Consider the following 17,366-nt stretch of genomic DNA (forward strand, 5'->3'; position numbering starts at 1 on the left):
CACGAGCGCATGATCCGGAAAAGTGGAAGCGGGCTTTCCGCGGAGATCATGCTCCCACCGATAGAGCGCGGCAGCGTCAGGCCGGCACGGAGCGTCGTCCGGCTCCGTTGCGGGACGGCGCTCCACAGGAACCCGTCGCCGCCTCACCGCTTATCCTCCCGGCCGCCGCCACAGGTGGACTGGTGAGGATTGCCTGGTGATCGACGACCTCTGGTACAAGAACGGAGTGATCTACTGCCTGTCGGTTGGCACCTACATGGATGCCAACGGCGATGGCATCGGTGATTTCAGCGGCCTGCTCCGGCGCCTGGACTATTTGCACGGGCTCGGCATCACCGCGATCTGGCTGATGCCGTTTCAGCCTTCGCCCAACAGGGACGACGGCTACGACATCTCGGATTATTACGACGTCGATCCGCGCTACGGCACGCTGGGCGATTTCGTTGAATTTACCCATGGCTGCCAGCAGCGCGGCATCCGCGTCATCATCGACCTCGTCGTCAATCACACCTCGGATCAGCACGCCTGGTTTCGATCAGCGCGCAGCTCGAAGGACTCGCCGTACCGCGACTGGTATGTCTGGTCGGACAGGAAGCCCGCCAATGCCAACACCGGCATGGTGTTTCCCGGCGTTCAGAAATCGACCTGGACGCGCGACAAGCAAGCCGGCGCCTGGTACTTTCATCGCTTCTACGATTTCCAGCCGGACCTCAACACATCGAACCCGCATGTGCAGGCCGAGATCCTCAAGATCATGGGGTTCTGGATTCAGCTCGGCGTCTCGGGCTTCCGCATGGACGCCGTGCCCTTCGTGATCGCGACCAAGGGCGCCTCCAGGCGCAAGCCGGTCGAGCAGTACGACATGCTGCGATCGTTTCGGGAATTCCTGCAATGGCGCCAGGGCAACGCGATCATCCTCGCTGAAGCCAACGTATTGCCCGAGACGGACATGGAATATTTCGGGCGTGACGGCGACCGGATGCACATGATGTTCAACTTCCACGTCAATCAGCATCTGTTCTACGCGCTGGCGTCGGCGGATACGAAGCCGTTGGCGAAGGCACTGACGGCGACCAAGCCACGGCCCGCGACCGCACAATGGGGCTTGTTCCTGCGCAATCATGATGAACTCGACCTCGGCCGCCTGTCGAAGCCGCAGCGCGAGACGGTGTTCGAGGCATTCGGTGCCGACAAGAGCATGCAGCTCTACGACCGGGGCATCCGGCGACGGCTTGCGCCCATGCTGGGCGGCGACCGCCGACGCATCGAGCTCGCTTACAGCGTGATGTGCACGCTTCCCGGCACGCCCGTGATCCGCTACGGCGATGAGCTCGGCATGGGCGACAATCTCGACCTGCCCGAACGCGGTTGCGCGCGCACACCGATGCAATGGTCGACCGAGCCACACGCCGGCTTCACCGAGAGCGATCGGCCATGTGTGCCCGTCATCGACAATGGACCGTATGGCTATGAGCACGTCAACGCGGCCAAGCAACGGCGCGACCCCAATTCGATGCTGAACTCGACCGAGCGCATCGTCCGTATGCGCAAGGAAGTCCCCGAGGTCGGCTGGGGAGATTTCAAGGTTATCGCAAGCCGAAACCCCGCCATCCTGATCATCCGGTACGACTGGCGTAACAACTCGGTGCTGTTCGTGCACAACTTCGCGGAAAAGCCGCTCGAGATATCGTTCAACGTCGGGCTGCCCGACGACGCCGGCAAACTCCTCGTCAATCTCCTGACCGAGGACCACAGCCGCGCCGACGAGGCCGGTCGCCACAAGCTTCTGATCGAGGCCTACGGCTATCGCTGGTATCGGGTCGGCGGGCTCGACTATCTGCTCAAGCGCAGCGACATCGATACCATGGAGCCCCGCACCCGGCGTCAATCGTCCTGATGTGGTCCGAGGATCACGCCCTCATTGGGGCGCAGATCGAGCACGCCTTCGACCTTCTCGCCCTGCCGGTCCATCAAGGTCGACAGCAGGACTTCATTGCTGAAGCCGATCGCGCTCGAGGAGACCGACGCGGCGGCCGCGCCGAAGTTCAGCGCGATCACGGCCACGCCCTCGGTGCTGCGCCGCCGGTAGAGCAGCACATCACCGTGCGCCGCCACCGGCTCATAGCTGCCATGGACGAGCTGCGGCAGCCTTCGCCGTAGCGCGATCAGCGCCTTGTAGAGATTGAGGATCGACGTCCTCTCGGCTTCGAGACTTGCGACATTGTCGCTGGCAAAATCCTGCGCCAGCGGCAGCCACGGCGGAGCCGTCGAGAAGCCGGCATGGCGCTCGGCGCTCCATTGCATCGGCGTGCGGCAGCCGTCACGGCCGACGCCGATATCCGGCACGTTCTTCTCGAAGGGATCGCGCACCTGATCCGGCGCAATCGCAACCTGGCGCATGCCGATCTCGTCGCCGTAATAGAGCGTCGGCGTGCCGCGCAGCGTCAGCAGCAGCATCGCGGCGACCGGCGCCTGCGCCGGCCCCACCCGGCTCGCCACCCGCGGCCGATCGTGGTTGCCGAGCACCCAGTTCGGCCATGCCCCCGGCGGCAGCGCCTTTTCGTAGTCGGCGATGATCATCTCGACCGATCGCGCGCTCCACAAGGTCGACAGCAGCGCAAAGTTGAACGGCATCTGCGCGCCGCGCAGATCGTTGCCGTAATAGGCGACCAGCCGATGCAGCGGCAGATAGATCTCGCCGATCAGCACGCGGTTGTCGAATTCCTCGGTGACGCCGCGCATCTCGGTGATGACGGTGTGCACCTCGAGCTGATCGGTCGAATATTGCGTCAGCAGCTTCTCGTGCGGCGGCCGGTCCGCGCGATAATGCGGGTTTGTCGGGTTATCGCGGAAGTCGGCATCCTTGATCAGGTGCCAGATCACGTCGACGCGAAAACCGTCGACACCCTTGCGCAGCCAGAAGCGCATCACGTCGTAGATCGCGTCCCTGACCTCGCGATTGCGCCAGTTGAGATCGGGCTGCTGCGCGAGGAAGGCGTGATAATAGTATTGGCCTGAGGCCTCGTCATACGCCCAGGCGCTGCCGCCGAACTCGGACAGCCAGTTGTTGGGCGGGCCGCCGTCCGGCGCCGGATCGCGCCAGATGTACCAGTCGCGCTTAGGGTTATCGCGCGAGTTCTTCGCCTCGATGAACCATTGGTGCTGGTCGGATGTGTGGTTCGGCACCAGATCGAGGATCAGCTTGAGGCCGGAATCGTGCGCGGCCGCGACCAGCGCGTCGAAATCCTCCATCGTCCCGAACAGCGGGTCGATGCCGGTGTAATCGGAGATATCGTAACCGAAATCGGCCATCGGCGACGGGAAGATCGGCGACAGCCAGACCGCGTCGACGCCAAGCCGCGTCAGATAGGGCAGCCGCGTGATGATCCCCTTGAGATCGCCGACGCCGTCACCGTCGCTGTCTTGAAATGAGCGCGGATAGACCTGATAGAAGATGCCGCGTCGCCACCAGTCCCTGTTGTCCTGATCCATCCTATTCCCCCTCGCTCGTGGTCCGCCCCGTGTCCCCGGGGTTGTCCGGAGGTTCAGGGATGACGCACAATTCGGGACGGAAAAATGGCGCCGTAGCCCGGATGCAGCGAAGCGCAATCCGGGGCCACTGGACCGGCTGACGAAGCTCCCGGACTTCGCTGCGCTGCATCCGGGCTACGCCGTTCGCAAGGTGTCTTAGTGGCGGGCCATCGCCAGCTGATAGATGGTGATCAGCACCTCGAACAGGATCAGGAAGACGATGATCAGCTCCAGCCGCAGCGAGCGGCTGGTGTCGATGATGTCGGTCAGCACCTGCGCGGTTTCGGCAACGACTGCGAGCTTGCGGTTCAGCGATTCCGCACGCTCCTTCAATTCATACTCGTCCTCGAGCCGGGCATAGAGGCGCTCGAGCTGCGGCTTGTCCCAGAGGATATCGGGCTTCTCCGACACTTCCACCGGTCCGGCCACGCGATGCCGCACCAGCAGCGCGTTGCCGATGTGCTTGAGGATCGCAACGCGTCCGCGATGGACGCGGCCGCCCTTGGCGAGCTCACGCGCAAGCGGCTCGGTCGTGTCGAAGACTGCCCGGACCTCGCGCTCGTGCCGCGCCAGCACCACGCTTTTCGCCAACGCCTCGCCGACCAGGATCAGCCGCTCCGGCGAGAGGCCCTGCAGATAGATCGGGCCGCCCGGCGGAATCTGATCCTCCTTCTCGGCGGCGAGCTCGATGATTGCGATCTCCTCCTCGCGCCGCGTGAACAGGCCGGTCATGCGCGACTGCAGGCTGCGCAGGAATTCATCCTCCTCCAGCGCATTGAGGCCGATCAGCACGACGACGCCGTAGCGGAACAGGATCGCCACGCCGTTTTCATTGACGCGAAACGCCAGCGGCGTCGTGGCCAGCACGTCGCCGCGCTCGAGACCGGACGTGTTGATGCGGTCTGCGACGAAGAAGGCGCGCGCGGTGGTCCGGGGTCCGCCGAGCGGTGATTTGGAAGCCTGGGTCATGAAGTTCCGGACTGCGATGACTTGAATCATGATCGAGAGCAGCCGCGTACCGGCCCGCTCACGAACTTCTTCTGCTGGAGGTGACCTTATCACGGTCCGTTTTGGGATCACACGCCGGGGCAGCCGCATTTCCAGCGCGTGTTGACGACGTTTCCCGGAAGCCTATGGTGCCCCCATGAACGAGACAACCGACACCAAACCGAAGGCCGGCGCGATCATCGTACCGGTGACGCTGTTCGAGCAGAACTGCACCATCATCTGGCACGAGCCCACCAAGAAGGCCGTGGTGATCGACCCCGGCGGCGACGTGCCGAAGATCCAGGCTGCGATCAAGCAGACCGGCGTGACGGTCGAGAAGATCTGGCTCACCCACGGTCATATCGACCATGTCGGCGGCGCCGCCGAACTGCGCGACGCGCTGCAGGTCAAGATCGAGGGCCCGCACATCGCCGACAAATATCTGCTCGACAATGTCGTCTCGAGCGGCGCGCGCTTCGGCATGACCGGGGTACGCAATTTCGGGCCAGACCGCTGGCTCGATGAGGGCGATCAGGTCTCGATCGGCGACCTCACCTTCGACATCCTGCACTGCCCCGGCCACTCACCGGGCAGCGTGGTGTTCTTCAACAAGGAGCTGCGCTTCGCCCATGTCGGCGACGTGCTGTTCGCCGGCTCGGTCGGACGCACCGATTTGCCCGGGGGCAGCCATCCGACGCTGATCCAGTCGATCAAGGACAAGCTGCTGCCGCTCGGCGACGATGTCGGCTTCATCTGCGGCCATGGCGCCGGATCGAGCATCGGCCAAGAGCGGATGACGAATCCGTTTCTGACCGGCGAGATGTAGCTACTTCATCAGCCCCGCAGCGGTGAGCGCCCGCGTGATGACACCGCCGACATCGACACCCTTGCTCCGTCGCTTGCGCTGCCGATCGCTCTTGCGGCCGGACGCCACCTCCGGCTCGGCCGCGGGCACCGGTACCGTCATCGAGACCGTGTCGGCGCGCTCGCGCGGAATTCCGGTCGGCGCGATATGCGGCTGACGGACCTTGTCGGTCAGGCCGAAGAAGCTCGCGATGTGATAGGACGAGGAGATCCCGGCCTCGATCAGGAACGCGCCCTCCACGCCATAGCGCTCGTCATTGTCGGCAAGCCCGAGCGGCGTGCCATGCGCCATGTCGGCGATGGTGTAGGACTCGACCAAGGTTTCGCCGTCGGCGTTCCACCACACCTCGCGCGGATGGCCGTCGACATCCGCCTTCGACATCGCGGCAAGCGGCAGGCCGTGCACGTCGAGCCACTGGCGGACGATCGCATCGGCGTTGCCGGGGTGCACGGTGCGGTCGGCACTGCCGTGCCACACCGAAATCTTCGGCCATGCGCCGCCATGCGTGGACGCGTTGCGCACCAGACCGCCGAGCTCGGGCGCGGACAGCGCGCTGCCATGCATCATCGCGTGCAGCGCTTCGCGCAGATCGGTGGCGACGCCGAACGGCAGGCCGGCGATGATGGCGCCGGCAGCGAACACATCCGGATAGGTCGCGAGCATGACCGAGGCCATCGCGCCGCCGGCGGACAGACCCGTCACATAGATGCGGCGCGGGTCGATCTCATGCGTGCCGACCAGATGCGCGATCATCTGCCTGATCGACGCGGCCTCGCCCTGCCCGCGCGCGATGTCTTGCGGGTTGAACCAGTTGAAGCAGGTGTTGCCGTTGTTGGAAGACTGCTGCTCCGGCATCAGCAGCGCGAAGCCGTAATGCGCCGCAAGCGCCGACCAGCCGGCACCGTGATCGTAGGACGCGGCAGTCTGGCCGCAGCCATGCAGCACCACGACGAGCGCGGGCGACCGCGCCAGCTGCGCGGGCACGAACGAGAACATCTTCAGATCGCCGGGGTTGACGCCGAATTCGGTCGTCTCGACGAGCGGCGTCGGCACGGCCGGCGCGAGTGCGCCAAGGCCGCCGAACGCGCTCATCTTCGGCAGATGACGCAGAAATTCGACGTTGTTGATCAGGGACAACAGCAACTCCTGAGGTGATTTGGTCTTCTGTGTCACCCGATCAGATAATTGCTGCACTGCAAAATGAAAAGGCCGTGTGCTGTCTTTCCCTGCGGAATTGTGAGAATCGGCGTTAATGCGTGATCGCGCTGCGAGTCGGCCGAAATAGTTGCCGTAGCACCTTGTTTGAGCATCAACTTTTCAGGAATGCGCGCCGCGTGCCGCCGGATTCACGCCGTGGCGCGGCGCATCCATGACAGAAATGCGGCTGAAATGGCGATCGACAGCACAAACAATGCGCATGCCGCAAACAGCGCCAGACGTGCTGACATCGTGCTCTCGATTGCGAAGAAGACTGCGCCGATCGCGGCAACGCCGGCCGCGTTGCCGATCTGCGTCGTCGTGCCGTACATGCCGGAGCCGGCACCGGCGCTCGCGGGCCGCACGCTCGCGAGCACCGCGCTCGACAATGGCGCCATGACAAGCCCCTGGCCGTAGCCGAAGATCATCAGCGCCAGCGCGAGCAGCAGTGCCGACGGTGCCGCGACCACCTCAATTGTCGCGACGAGCACGGCGAGACCGACGATCTGCAGCGCACAGCCCTCGATCAGCACCAGCGTGCCGCGATGCCTTGCGCGCACGCCGCTGTGACGCGAGGCAACCACGAAGGTCAGCGCCAGCGGCACGAACACCAGCCCAGCCTGAAGCGGCGGAATCTGCAGGCCCTTCTGCATGAACATGGTCATGATGAGATAAAAGGACAGGTTGGCGAAGAAGAAGAAAAACACCGCGACCAGCCCGCGCATGAAGGCGCGATCCGACAGCAGCGACAGATCGATCAGAGGCATGCCGCCGCGGCGCGCGACGGACCGCTCGAGCCGTACGAAAGTCGCGATCACGGCGATGCCCACGGCCATCACCAACCACACCCATGCCGTCCAGCCGAGATCGTGGCCGAACAGCAGCGGACCGATCAGGCACAGCAGGCCCGCGAACAGCACGATCGCGCCCGGGATATCGAGCCGCGTGCCGGCGCGGCGCGGCACCGTCGGCATGATCTTCAATGCCGCCGCGATGATGACGACGCCGCACGGCACGTTGACGAAAAACACCGCGCGCCAGCCGAGGCCGGCGAGATCGAGCGTCACCAGCACGCCGCCGAGCATGAAGCCGGCGGCTCCCGCGAGCCCCAGCACGATGCCGTAGATGCCGAACGCCCGCGCGCGGCTGGCGTCTGAGAACAGCAGATGCAGCGTCGCCAGCACCTGCGGCACCATCAGCGCCGCGGTTGCACCCTGCGCGAGCCGCGCGACGATGAGCTCGGGCCCGGACTGCGCGAGACCGCACCACAGCGAGGTCACCGAGAATCCGGCGACGCCGGCGATGAACACGTTCCTGGTGCCATGGATGTCGCCAAGCCGGCCGCCGGTGACCACCAGCGTGGCATAGGCGATCAGGTAGATCGCGATCACGGCCTCGATCTGCGCCGGCGTCGCGTGCAGCTCCGCCGCGATCGTCGGGATCGCGACGTTGACGATGAAGGCATCGACACCGAACATGAATTGCGCCGACACCACGATCGCCAGCACCCACCAGCGGCGGGACGTGTCCGCTCGCGTCGAAACGATCTGGTGCATGTCCTGTCCTGCCCGAAATGACGTTACGGCGGACATCAGCAGATTCCGGTCATCGCTTCGATTACCTGCGAGGTAAGCCCGGGATCACAGACGCTCGAGCCCCGGCTGCCAATTTGCGTTGACGCGCTGGGAAACATTCCGGACGGCGGCAATCGCCGCCGATTTGCGCAACAACCATGCGGGCGCCGCAGCCTCGGAGCATTGCCTTGCCCCGGGGCACCCCGTAGGTTGGCGGAAAGCCCCGATAACAATAGTCCGGAGAGAACGACCCATGGCGCGCCTCAAGTTCGGAGCCTTCCTCGCCCCGCATCACCCGATCGGCGAGCATCCGATGCTGCAATTCCGCCGCGACCTCGATTTCGTCGAGCAGCTCGACGCGCTCGGTTACGACGAATTCTGGTGCGGCGAGCACCACTCCTCGGGCTGGGAGACCATCGCCTCGCCGGAGATGTTCCTGGCCGCGGCCGGCGAGCGCACCAAGCGCATCAAGCTCGGCACCGGCGTGATCTCGCTGCCCTATCATCACCCCTTCAACGTCGCGCAGCGCATGGTGCAGCTCGACCACATGACCGGCGGCCGTGCCATCTTCGGCTCCGGCCCTGGTGCGCTCGCCTCCGACGCCCATACGCTCGGCATCGACCCGATGACCCAGCGCGACCGCCAGGACGAGGCGATCGCGGTGATCCGCCGCCTGTTCAACGGCGAGCGCGTCACCGCCAAGACCGACTGGTTCGAGATGCACGACGCCGCGCTGCAGATCCTGCCGCTGCAGGAGGACATGCCGTTCGTGGTGGCCTCGCAGATCTCGCCGTCGGGCATGACGCTCGCCGGCAAATACGGCATCGGCATCATCTCGCTGGGCTCGATGTCGACCCAGGGCCTGATGGCGCTGCCGCAGCAATGGCAGTTCGCCGAGGACGCCGCCAAGAAGGCCGGCACCACGGTGAGCCGCGCCAACTGGCGCGTGCTGCTGTCCTGGCACATCGCCGAGACCCGCGAGCAGGCGCGGCGCGAGGCCGGCGCCGGGCTGATGCGCTGGCACAACGAATATAACGTCGGCACCCTGATGCGGCCGGGCCTGACCGCATTCTCCTCGCCCGATGAGGCCGTCGACAAGACCGCGTTCGTCGAAGGCGCCGCGTCCACCATCGGCACGCCGGATGATCTGATCAAGATGATCAAGAATCTGGTCGATGTGTCGGGCGGCGTCGGCTCGATCATCGGCTTCGCGCACGACTGGGCCAATCCGGAAAACACCCGCCGCAGCTGGGACATGGTCGCGCGCTATGTCGTGCCCGAGATCAACGGCTATATCGACGGCCTGCGCAAGTCGCGCCAGTTCCTGATCGACAACCGCGCCGTGTTCGAACGCGCCGGCCAGGCTGTGATGGCCAAGATCATGCAGAACGACAAGGCCGCCGCTGCGCTTCAACAAACCGGCCCCGGCCGCGTCGCGATCCCCGCGGTGAATGCGCCGGATCTTGCGAAGGCCGCGGCGAAACAGAAGGCGTGATTTGCGACCCTTCCTGGAGGAAGAAAGAACGCCAGCCCGCGCCACATCCACCGCCGTCGTCCCGGCGAAGGCCGGGACCCATACTCCGCGGCGGGTGTTGTGAACGGGACTCGTCGTTCCAGCATCGCTCAACAATGACCAATCGGGGTAATGGGTCCCGGCCTTCGCCGGGACGACGGCGGGGATGGTTTGCGCTTCAAGACGCCAAACAATGCGGCGTCATCACCCGCACATGCCGCGTGCGAGTGAGACCATTCGGGTGTGTCAAGGTCGTAAGCCTGATGACCTCGCGCAACCAACTCTTCGATCGCGGACGATTTCCCCGTTCCAGACATGCCCGTGATCAAGACGCGCTTCATACTTTTTCCTCGCCCTGAAGGAATCGGCAGTGCGCGATGGATTACTTCCGCCTTCGCCAAGGCTTCGGCGGACAAGTCGCCCCGCTCGCAATGACGGATGCTGCTACCCCGCGCCCTGATCGAACGCCTTGCGCAGCGCGACGTAGCCGGCCTGCTGTTGGCTCCAGTTGCGGCCGCCGGTGATGGCGCCGTCGATCACGAGGTCATGGCCGTTGATGAAGCTCGACTCGTCGCTCGCCAGGAACACCGCGGCATGCGCGATGTCGTCGGGCAGGCCGGCGCGCGGGATGGGCTGCGCCGCCTTGTAGACCTCGCGCATCACGGCCGCGGTCTTCTCGGCTGCTTCCGTCGACAATCCGAGCGCCTTGCCGAAAATGCCGGTGGCGATCGCGCCGGGCGAGATCGAGTTGACGCGGATGCCGGACTCGCCGAGCTCCATTGCCACGCATTTGGTGAAATGGATCACCGCGGCCTTCGCGGCGCCATAGACCATCGACGACGAGAAGCCGGCGAGCCGTCCGGCGATGCTGCCATTGTTGATGATGCTGCCGGAGCCCTGTTTGCGCATGGAGGGCGCAGCATGCTTCATGCCGAGCATGACGCTGCGCACCAGCGTCGCCATCGCGGCGTCGAACCGCTCGACGTCGAGGCCTTCGATGCCCCCGGTCTGCGCCGGGCCGCCGGCATTGTTGAACAGGCAGTCGATCCGGCCGAACTTCTCGACCGCAAGCGCGATCAGCGCCTGCATCTGTTCCTCGACCGTGACATCGGTCTGACGGAACACGCAGGTCTCGCCGAGCTGTTGCGCCAGTGCCTCGCCCTCCGGCGCGCGGCGCCCGGCAATCACGACCTTCGCGCCCTCCGCGACAAAGATCTCCGCCGTGCGCAGCCCGATGCCGCTGGTCGCCCCTGTGATCACCGCGACCTTGCCGTCCAGCCGTCCCATGTCGGTCCCCTCAACTTACGTATGATGTTGCGGATATTCCCCAGCTCCTGCTGCCAATACAAGCACTTGCAAGCCGCCACGGGTCGCGAGGTCCGCCTGTGGCCAGAAGGCCACAACTGCGGTTTTTCGGTCGCAGCGGCCTTATTTTGGGTCGCCTGTTCACGTGAACTGGGACGACCGATGGCGAAGTGGATCGACGATTTCAGGGCGTGTTGGCGGGGCGATGCCCAGCCGTCGGTGCGGCTTGCGGTCGCCTTCGCGGTGCTTTGTCTCGTTTTGGCCACGGCCGCGCGCTTCGGGCTCGCCCAGATCCGGCCGGATGTGTTCTTCACGCCCTATTTCCCGGCAGTGTTCTTTGCCACCGCCCTTGGCGGTTTCCGGATCGGGATCGCGACTGCGCTGGCGAGCGGCCTGCTCGGCGTCGTGCTCAATTTCAGCGGCGCGCACGCCGATCCTGCGCGCTTTGCGCTGCTGATGATCTTCTGGGTTGTGTGCGGCATCGCGATCTGGGGCGTCGAGCATTACCGTTCCCTGGTCGCACAGCAGCGCGAAGTTTCCAAACGGCTGATCGAGGAAGAGCAGTACCGCAAGGTGGTGGTCGACGAATTGCAGCACCGGCTGAAGAACAAGTCCTCGACCATTCATGCCGTACTGCATCAGGCGCTGCAGGACCGGCCCGATGTCTGGCAGCGCATCGACCATCGCATCCGCGCGCTCTCGGCAACCGACGATCTGATCGCGCGGGTCGACGGCTATGGCTGCGATATCAAGGATTTGCTGCGCTCGGAACTCGGGCCCTACGGCCACGTGCGGTTCAACCTCAATGGCGAGCAGCTGTTCCTGCCCGCCAAGCTCGCCGTCTCGCTGGCGCTGATCTTCCATGAGCTCGCAACCAACGCCGGAAAATACGGCGCCTTCTCCTCGCCGCGCGGATTTTTACAAGTGTCATGGACCGTCGACGATGGACGTCTCAACGTGATCTGGGACGAGACCGAGGGACCAGTGGTCGAGACGATCGGCGAAGCCGGCTTCGGCACCAAGCTGCTCAAGTCGGCGCTGCGGCCGTTCGACGGCAAGACCGAGATCAGTTACCTGAAGACCGGTGTTCACTGCACCATGCAGTGCAAGCTTCCGAGCTGTTGATAAGTCGGCTTTCCGGCACACGCGCATGTGTTGATGCAACCGCGCGCAGCGCAATCGCTTTCACCAGCGGTCGCGGCCGACATTGATACTCTGTTAATTACGATTGCCGCGACGGCTTGCGAAAGCCGCCGCGGTCTCATTCTGTCACGGCATTTCGCAGGTCCGCTTAACCAAAACTACAACGGACTTTGCCAAGGTCGGCGCATGCATAGTCTCACCAGACACGATTTTCAGGCGGGCGCGGCAGTGCCCGGCCAAGACGATATTTCCGGCAATGAATTGCGTATCCTGCGCGACCTTCTCCAACTCCTTCCGGCGGGTGTGACCGTCCAGGACGAGCAGGGCCAGATCATCCTGGTGAATGAAGCAGCCGCGAGCCAGCTGCAGCTGGCCGCCAGTGCGAGCCAGGCGTCCCCGGTCGACGAGCGCCACGCCGCCAACCTGGACCTGCTGCGCAGCGGCCGTCCGGTGGTGCTCGAGGAAACGCTCTCCTGCGGCGCATCCAAATACGTGTTCCTGACCTCGCACCGGCCGGTCCGGATCGCGGGTCGCAATCTCCTGATCTCGACCTCGACCGACATCAGCGAGCAGAAGGCGTTCGAGGACCAGCTGTTCCGCTCGGCCTATTACGACGAGCTGACCGGCCTGCCGACCCGCCGGGTGATCGAGCACCGCGTCAACGGCTTGATCCGCGACGATTCGCAAGGCCATTTCGCGCTCGCCTTCCTCGACGTCGACAACTTCAAGCACATCAACGACTATTACGGCCATGCGATCGGCGATGCGCTGCTCGTTGAGCTGTCGAAGCGACTCGGCCACGCGCTGCGCGACACCGATATCCTGTCGCGCATCTCCGGCGATGAATTCCTGCTGCTGCTCAACCCGATCAGCGGCAATGACGAAGTCGCCGAATTCATCCATGTCATGCAGGAGCGGCTGAAGGCGCCGTTCTTCATCGAGGACTCCGAGATCTTCGCCTCGACCTCGATCGGCGTCAGCCTCTATCCGATGCATGGCCGGAGCTACGAGGCGCTGCGCCAGAACGCCGACATCGCGATGTACCGCGTCAAGAACAACGGCAAGGGCTCGACCGCGTTCTTCGACAACAGCATGGAGCGCGAGGCGCTGGCGCGGATGAAGATCGAGCAGTCGCTGCGGCTGGCGATCCTGGAAAAGCGCTTCTGCTGCGCGTTTCAGGCCAAGGTCGATATCCGCACCCAGGAGGTGAAGGGCATCGAGGCGCTGGTGCGGCTGCGCGACGACGAGGGTGTGATCCAGGCGCCGGGCACCTTCATCGATCTCGCGGTCGAGCTCGGCCTGATCGACGAGCTGACGTTCCTGGTGCTGGCGGAGATCGTCAAGTCGATCGACCTGATCAACGACACGTTCGGTCCGACGGCGACGATCAGCATCAATGTCGCCGCCAAGCAGGCCTCCAACCTCGAATTCATGCGCCGGTTCGCGCGCGCGCTCGAGGAGACCGGCTTCCCGAAACGCTTCATGATCGAGGTGACCGAGGACGCGTTCGTGACGCGGTCGCATTTCCAGGACCAGATCCTGCCGATCCTGCGCGGCATCGGCGTCGGCATCTCGATCGACGATTTCGGCATCGGCTATTCGTCGCTGTCGGCGCTCGCCGATATCACCGCCGACGAGATCAAGATCGATCGCTCCTTCATCACCGACATCCATCAGCGGCCGCGCAGCCAGGGCATCTTGCGCGCGATCGAATCGCTGAGCGAGGCGCTCGGTATGACCGTGATCGCCGAGGGTATCGAGTCCTACGAGGAGCTCACCTATCTGCAGGCGGCGACCAAGATCCGCTATGCCCAGGGCTATTACTTCGCCAAGCCGATCTTCCTCGAGGATTTGAAGCCGGCGACGCCGGTCGCCAGCGAAACGCGCGCCAGCATGGCCGCGCGCCCTGCCCAGGAAGGCCGCCAGGGCTATTCGCGCGCCAGCGGTTTCCGGCGGTAAGGGCGCGACGTGACTGCGCTCCCTCTCCCGCTTGCGGGCAGGGGAATCGCATATGGAATGAACCGATTCTTCCGCGCCGTCATGGCCGGGCTTGTCCCGGCCATCCACGTCTTTTCTTCGCGTGGAAACGAAGACGTGGATGCCCGGGACAAGCCCGGGCATGACGAGTTTGTGGGAACTCCGATCGCCTCAAACGGCCATATGCGATTGCCCTGCGCTTGCGGCGGAGGGTTGGAGTAGGGGTTTCACCACGAGTCATAATTGGGGAGAGAGCCCCCACCCGCCGCGCGCTGCGCGCACGTCGACCTTCCCCGCAGGCGGGAGAGGTAAGAACCTGAGACCGCTGCAGATGCGGCTACTTGTCCAGCACCGCCAACGGCTGCACGCCGTTATTTGCGGGGCCGGCCTGCATCGTGATCAGCATCATCGAGACCATGTCGTAATAGCCCATGATGGCGATGATATCCGTGATGCCGCGCTCGCCGAATTTATCTAGCGCCGCCTTGTAGACAGCGTCGCTGACTTTCTTGTCGCGATAGAGCGCGATGCCGAGATCGTACAGCGCGGCCTCGTCGTCCTTCATGCTCTCGGGCCGCGTGCCCTTGGCTATGGCGTCCGCGATTTTCGGATCGAGCCCGCCCTTCATCGCCAGCGGATGGTGCGCGGACCATTCATATTGCGCAGTCCAGTGCCGCGCCGTGATCAGGATCGCCATTTCGCTGAGCCGTGCCGGCAGCGAGGTATTCCAGCGCAGGTACTCCGACAGGTTCGACAGCTTCGGCGCCAGATCGGGATTGCGGATATAGGCGCGGTAGGGCGGCGCGGTGAATTTGGCATTGCGCGGCGGCGCGCTGATCATGTCGGCCCAGGCCTTTTGCGCCGGCGACAGCTCCTCCGCCTTCAGCGGCGCGAAGCGCACGGCGTCGTCGGCCCGCACGGCCGAAACCGACAATGCCAGCGCCGCCAAGATCGCTGCTCCGAATATTGTTCTCATTGTTGTTCTCCCTTTTCGGTGCAGGCGTCTTTGCGCCCTGCCCGGTCGCGCGAGATTAGTTGCCGTCGCGATGGATGCAATGAGGTGCCAGCTGTCGTTCGGCGCCGGCAGCCGGTGAAGCGCCTCGTCACGGCAGGCGCGCGGTTAGGCCACACCTACCGCAGCGCCGGGCGGCGGCGTATATAAAGAGCAGTCCCAAGCGGCGCGAAGGTGTCAGCCATGCAGCCTGTATCTATCCTCCTGAACATCCTCTGGATCCTGATCGGCGGCGCGTGGATGGCGTTCGGCTGGCTGGTCGCCGCCGTGATCATGGCTGTGACCATTATCGGGCTGCCCTGGGCGCGCGCCGCCTTCAACATCGCCGTCTACACGCTGCTCCCGTTCGGCTCGCGTGCGGTGCGCCGCGATGAGGTGACCGGCACGTCCGACATCGGTACCGGACCGCTCGGCGTGATCGGCAATCTGATCTGGTTCATCCTGGCCGGCTGGTGGCTCGCGATCGGCCATGTGATCACCGCGATCCTGCTGGCGGTGACCATCATCGGCATCCCGTTCGCCTGGGCGCATCTCAAGCTTGCCGGCATCGCGCTGTGGCCGATCGGCAAGGTGATCGTGCCGGCGTGACGCTGGCCAGGCCGTCGACGGCTAGTGTCCCGAATCCGAAGTTCGCATCATTTGCCGCACCTTCGGAGCGAACTTCGGATTCGATAAGGACACTAGCAAACTTCTGATTCTAGTGTGCTTTATGAATGCGAAGTTCGTGAAAGTGGCTGCCGCGAAATCGCACGAACTTCGCATTCAGCACACTAGAGCCAATCCTTCGTGGTCTGGCTGCAAGCCTGGTAGTCGCGCCGCCAGACGAAGCCAGCGCCACCACACGGCGGGCGCGGGCGCGAGGTGGCGGGACACTCATTCCTGACCCGCGCGGCGGTGCCCCAGCCGTCGATCACGCAGGCACCTCGTGAGGTCCTGTGGCAACCGTCACCGCATCCCTCTGCGGCGTTGGCCGGGGTCAAGCCGAGGAAGGCACCGGCTGTCAGAAGCGTGATCAAACCTGCTCTCATGATGTTCTCCATCGAGCTGTCGGTCGTGCTGCTCCATTCGCGGTACAAGCGTAGGCGATCTCTGTGCCGCTTGCCACCGATTCCGCGCACAAATTCTGGTGTCGGGGGCTCAGCGCGCTGCTTCGCAGCCGGGGATGTCGAATACGGCGGTCAGGCCGCAGGGCGAATTGAGCATCTTGCCGCCCGCATGGCCGACGCCGGGCACATCCCACACGCTGTGGTTTGGCGCGCCGCCGTCGCGGGCCTGCATCACGGCGGCATAGGAATGCCCGCGCGCGTAACGGTACGGCCCCTCGGCCTCCGCCATGCAGGATTTGTCGAGCGCGGGATGATTGGGGTTGGTGTCGAGCGTTCCGAGCAGATAGATCACGCGGCGCGCGACATAGGCCTGCTCCAGCGCAGCCGGCGAAGGCTCGGCAAGATAGGGCGGGCGGTCGTCCATACCGAATTTCCAGCTGTTATAGCCATGGCAGTTCGCCGCGATCGCGGGCTCCGGCCGCTCCTTGGTGAAATAGGCGTAGGAGGACGGATTGGCGACCACATAGCGCACGCCGATGCCCTCGCGCAGCAGCGCCTGGTCGCCCTTCACCGCGATCGCATAGCGCTGCACCACCTGGCCGCCGCCGGAATGACCGAACACGACGACCTGCTGCAGGTTCGGAAACAGCTTGCGGTCGCCGAGCTTCGCCAGGATGGTGTCGAGCGCCTCGAACGAGCTCGCCGCGCTCGGCGCGAGCGCAGGCTCGCCGCCCTGCCAGCCATAGAGGCTCCAGCGCAGCGTCTCCGCCGGCAGCTTGAAGGCCTCGACGTCGGACTCGATCAGGAATTGCGGCGCGATCATCAGCGCATGCTCGCCGGCATCGCCGGCCGCGGCCTGCGCGCTCAGCGCCGCGCGAAAATAGTCGTCGGCATTGCGCAGCACGCCATGCAGCACGAGCACCGCGCGCGTAACATCCGGCAGCGGGTTGGACCAGTCGGCCGAGAGGTAGAGCGGAAAGCTCGCTTTGCCGACGGCAATCCGCGCATTGGCGATCTCCTTGACCGGTTTCCGGTCGCGCTCGGTCTGTGCCTGCGTCGCGGACGCCGCGGGTACGTGCGCCGCCGCCACGACGAGCAATGCCGCGGCCGCAAGCCAGGCCCGGTGATGCATGGTTCGACTCCGTTGCTGCCGCGAGCTCGGCTGGATCATGGCGCGTCAGGCGCAGATTCACCCGTGAATTTTCGGAAAGCTTCC

At 64.7% G+C, this 17,366-nt stretch carries 14 protein-coding genes; 6 read left to right on the forward strand and 8 right to left on the reverse strand.

Annotated features, from left to right (window positions below; translation table 11 throughout):
- Positions 1-196 precede the first annotated feature (196 nt).
- On the forward strand, positions 197-1,897 hold the full coding sequence (locus tag ACVIYL_RS07305) for an alpha-amylase family protein (RefSeq protein WP_456778113.1): 1,701 nt from the start codon (positions 197-199) through the stop codon (positions 1,895-1,897).
- Here ACVIYL_RS07305 and ACVIYL_RS07310 read toward each other — a convergent pair.
- Together ACVIYL_RS07310 and ACVIYL_RS07315 are read right to left on the reverse strand one after the other, a co-directional pair.
- Positions 1,885-3,492, reverse strand: coding sequence for an alpha-amylase family glycosyl hydrolase (locus ACVIYL_RS07310; protein WP_456778114.1), 1,608 nt, complete (start codon positions 3,490-3,492; stop codon positions 1,885-1,887). The two genes, ACVIYL_RS07305 and ACVIYL_RS07310, sit on opposite strands and share 13 nt — an antisense overlap.
- A 195-nt stretch (positions 3,493-3,687) precedes the next feature.
- Positions 3,688-4,500, reverse strand: a complete 813-nt coding sequence (locus tag ACVIYL_RS07315; protein WP_057015413.1) for an RMD1 family protein — start codon at positions 4,498-4,500, stop codon at positions 3,688-3,690.
- 175 nt (positions 4,501-4,675) lie between these two features.
- On the opposite strand from ACVIYL_RS07315, the gene ACVIYL_RS07320 reads away from it, so the two are divergent.
- On the forward strand, positions 4,676-5,344 hold the full coding sequence (locus ACVIYL_RS07320; RefSeq protein WP_057015387.1) for an MBL fold metallo-hydrolase: 669 nt from the start codon (positions 4,676-4,678) through the stop codon (positions 5,342-5,344).
- Here ACVIYL_RS07320 and ACVIYL_RS07325 read toward each other — a convergent pair whose 3' ends face one another.
- Positions 5,345-6,520 carry an extracellular catalytic domain type 1 short-chain-length polyhydroxyalkanoate depolymerase gene (locus ACVIYL_RS07325; protein WP_456778115.1) on the reverse strand — a complete coding sequence of 392 codons (1,176 nt, stop codon included), beginning with the start codon at positions 6,518-6,520 and terminating at the stop codon, positions 5,345-5,347.
- A 209-nt stretch (positions 6,521-6,729) separates the two neighbouring features.
- Complete coding sequence (locus tag ACVIYL_RS07330) at positions 6,730-8,136, reverse strand: MFS transporter (protein ID WP_456778116.1); 1,407 nt, start codon at positions 8,134-8,136, stop codon at positions 6,730-6,732.
- A gap of 271 nt (positions 8,137-8,407) precedes the next feature.
- Between ACVIYL_RS07330 and ACVIYL_RS07335 the strand changes: the two genes are divergently transcribed.
- On the forward strand, positions 8,408-9,649 hold the full coding sequence (locus ACVIYL_RS07335) for an LLM class flavin-dependent oxidoreductase (protein WP_225648491.1): 1,242 nt from the start codon (positions 8,408-8,410) through the stop codon (positions 9,647-9,649).
- A gap of 462 nt (positions 9,650-10,111) precedes the next feature.
- On the opposite strand, the gene ACVIYL_RS07340 is transcribed toward ACVIYL_RS07335, so the two are convergent.
- Positions 10,112-10,954 (reverse strand): SDR family NAD(P)-dependent oxidoreductase, encoded by an 843-nt coding sequence (locus ACVIYL_RS07340; RefSeq protein ID WP_456778117.1) that lies wholly within the window; start codon positions 10,952-10,954, stop codon positions 10,112-10,114.
- Positions 10,955-11,134: 180 nt separating this feature from the next.
- Here ACVIYL_RS07340 and ACVIYL_RS07345 point away from each other — a divergent pair, with 180 nt between their 5' ends.
- Together ACVIYL_RS07345 and ACVIYL_RS07350 are read left to right on the forward strand one after the other, a co-directional pair.
- A complete protein-coding gene (locus tag ACVIYL_RS07345) occupies positions 11,135-12,097 on the forward strand; it encodes a sensor histidine kinase (protein WP_057015384.1) in 963 nt (320 codons plus the stop codon).
- 204 nt (positions 12,098-12,301) lie between these two features.
- Complete coding sequence (locus ACVIYL_RS07350) at positions 12,302-14,074, forward strand: putative bifunctional diguanylate cyclase/phosphodiesterase (protein ID WP_456778118.1); 1,773 nt, start codon at positions 12,302-12,304, stop codon at positions 14,072-14,074.
- A gap of 355 nt (positions 14,075-14,429) precedes the next feature.
- Here the strand turns inward: ACVIYL_RS07350 and ACVIYL_RS07355 are convergent, their stop codons facing one another.
- The gene (locus ACVIYL_RS07355; protein ID WP_456778119.1) at positions 14,430-15,068 is read right to left on the reverse strand and encodes a carboxymuconolactone decarboxylase family protein; all 639 of its coding nucleotides are present in this window, start codon (positions 15,066-15,068) and stop codon (positions 14,430-14,432) included.
- A 219-nt stretch (positions 15,069-15,287) separates the two neighbouring features.
- Between ACVIYL_RS07355 and ACVIYL_RS07360 the strand changes: the two genes are divergently transcribed.
- Positions 15,288-15,692, forward strand: coding sequence for a YccF domain-containing protein (locus ACVIYL_RS07360; protein ID WP_016843571.1), 405 nt, complete (start codon positions 15,288-15,290; stop codon positions 15,690-15,692).
- A 182-nt stretch (positions 15,693-15,874) separates the two neighbouring features.
- Here ACVIYL_RS07360 and ACVIYL_RS07365 read toward each other — a convergent pair whose 3' ends face one another.
- Positions 15,875-16,132, reverse strand: coding sequence for a GCG_CRPN prefix-to-repeats domain-containing protein (locus ACVIYL_RS07365; RefSeq protein ID WP_156436045.1), 258 nt, complete (start codon positions 16,130-16,132; stop codon positions 15,875-15,877).
- A gap of 109 nt (positions 16,133-16,241) precedes the next feature.
- The gene (locus ACVIYL_RS07370) at positions 16,242-17,282 is read right to left on the reverse strand and encodes an alpha/beta hydrolase (RefSeq protein ID WP_253605951.1); all 1,041 of its coding nucleotides are present in this window, start codon (positions 17,280-17,282) and stop codon (positions 16,242-16,244) included.
- Between the last annotated feature and the right edge of the window lie 84 nt (positions 17,283-17,366).

It is taken from the genome of Bradyrhizobium sp. USDA 3315, assembly GCF_054056795.1.